Origin of the sequence: Archangium sp. (genome assembly GCF_036388035.1) — a bacterium.
In the GTDB taxonomy this organism is placed as follows: domain Bacteria; phylum Myxococcota; class Myxococcia; order Myxococcales; family Myxococcaceae; genus Archangium.
Genome location: NZ_DASVSO010000641.1, coordinates 1 through 1,993 on the forward strand (window position 1 = coordinate 1; position 1,993 = coordinate 1,993).

2 protein-coding genes are annotated in these 1,993 nt (G+C 70.5%); both read right to left on the bottom strand.

The features are described from left to right. A partial coding sequence (locus tag VF697_RS26265) for a zf-TFIIB domain-containing protein (protein WP_331099460.1) occupies positions 1–424 on the bottom strand: 424 nt, incomplete at its 3' end. Then, on the bottom strand, positions 421–1,755 hold the full coding sequence (locus VF697_RS26270) for an MFS transporter (RefSeq protein WP_331099461.1): 1,335 nt from the start codon (positions 1,753–1,755) through the stop codon (positions 421–423). The genes VF697_RS26265 and VF697_RS26270, both read right to left, overlap by 4 nt. Between the last annotated feature and the right edge of the window lie 238 nt (positions 1,756–1,993).

Consider the following 1,993-nt stretch of genomic DNA (forward strand, 5'->3'; position numbering starts at 1 on the left):
GCCCGTCCTCGCCGCTCCGCGCCTCGTGGGCATGGAAGCGCTCGCCGCAGGCCACGCAGTAGAAGAAGAGGAAGCGCTGGTCGGGGCTGACGTGCGTGGCGAGCGGGGCCTCGGACTCGGTGCCATAGGTGAGCTGCTCCAGCTCGCCCTCGTCCAGGAAGATGCCCCGGCAGTTCCCGCAGGTCTCCACCGTCACGTCTCCGGGCAACCGGGCGGTGCGCATCGGGCGCGAGCAGAAGGCGCAGCGGCGCTCGCTCTGGCCGCCTACCTCCCGCGGCTCCACCTTCCGGAAGAGGACGTCCGCGAGCTCACCCGCGTCCAGCCACACGCCCCGGCACGCACGGCACCGGTCCAGCTCGATTCCCTCGGCGAAGAAGCGCTGCAACTGGCCCCGGCACGAGGGGCACCGCCGGGTCTGGCTCATCGGCTCACCGAGGGGCTCACCGCGGCGAAACGCGCGCGGCCCGCGCTCAGGAGATAGAGGGCCACCAGGACCCCCATCACGCACAGCCCCGCCACGTAATGCGCGGGCGCCAGCGGCTGGGTCTTCATCATCAGGGTGACCACCAGGGGCGTCAGGCCGCCGAAGATGGCGTAGGCCACGTTGTACGAGAACGAGAGCCCCGAGAAGCGCACCGCGGCGGGGAAGGCGCGCACCATCACCGCGGGCACCACACCGACCACACCGACGCAGAAGCCCGTGAGCGCGTACAGCGGGACGAGGTGCTCCGGCGCCGCGGCCACGCCTCTATAGAGGAGGTACGTCGTCCCGAGCAGCGCGAGGCAGCCGAGGCCCAGCATCCGGCCGGCGCCAAAGCGATCCGCGCACAGGCCGAACACGGTACAGCCGAGGGTGAGGCTCAGCGTGGCCACGCTGTTGGCCTCCAGCGCCTGGGCCGGCGCGATGCCGTAGAGCTTCTGCATGAACGTGGGCGTCATGAGGATCACCACCACGATGCCGGCGGTGAGCACCCAGGTGAGGAGCATGGACACCACCACCGCGACGCCGTGGCCCCGGAGCACGGCCTTGAGGGGCAGCTCCCGCACCAGGGCCTTGCGCTGGCGCATCTCCTCGAACACCGGTGTCTCGGCCAGCCAGCGGCGCAGGAACACGGCGAAGAAGCCGAACACGCCGCCCACGAGGAAGGGGATGCGCCAGCCGAAGGCCAGCACGTCCGCGGGGCTGTAGATCTTGTTGATCGCCGTCGCCACCAGCGAGCCCAGCAGGATGCCGAACGTGAGGCCGGAGGTGAGCGTGCCGCAGGCGAAGCCGACGCGGTGCTCCGGCACGTGCTCGGAGACGAACACCCAGGCGCCCGGCACCTCCCCTCCCACCGCCGCGCCCTGCACCATGCGCAGCACCAGCAGCACCAGCGGCGCCGCGTAACCCAGCGTGGCGTAGGTGGGCAGCGCGCCGATGAGCAGCGTCGGCACCGCCATCATGAACACGCTCAGCGCGAACATGCGCTTGCGGCCGCTGCGGTCGCCGAAGTGCGCCATGATGATGCCGCCGAGGGGACGCGCGAGGTAGCCCGCCGCGAACAGTCCGAACGCCTGCAACTGCCGCAGCCACTCGGGCGTGTCGGGCGGGAAGAAGAGCTGCCCGATGACCGCGGTGAAGAACACGAAGATGATGAAGTCGTAGAACTCCAGCGCCCCGCCCAGCGCGGCCAGTGCGAGCGTCTTGGCGTCCTGGGCGGTGAGCGGGCGCTGGGCGGGCGGCGGCTGGGGTTCGAGGGGGGCGGGGGTCGACATGGGCGGGATGAGAGCGTGACTGGCCAGGGCCGGGCAAGGGGCCAGTGGCCGTCGCGGCTCCCTCCGGTTGCCTCCTGGAAAGGGCCTCCGCGCATAGCACGAAGAGGGTCCGGCCCCCGGTGCGCGAGCCTCGCACACCTCTTGCACCCGACATCAAAGGTAAGAAAGGCGTGCCAACTTCTGCGGTCAGGTCTACATTGGCCCGCGTATGAGCAACCAACGTGAGAACAGGATGTCG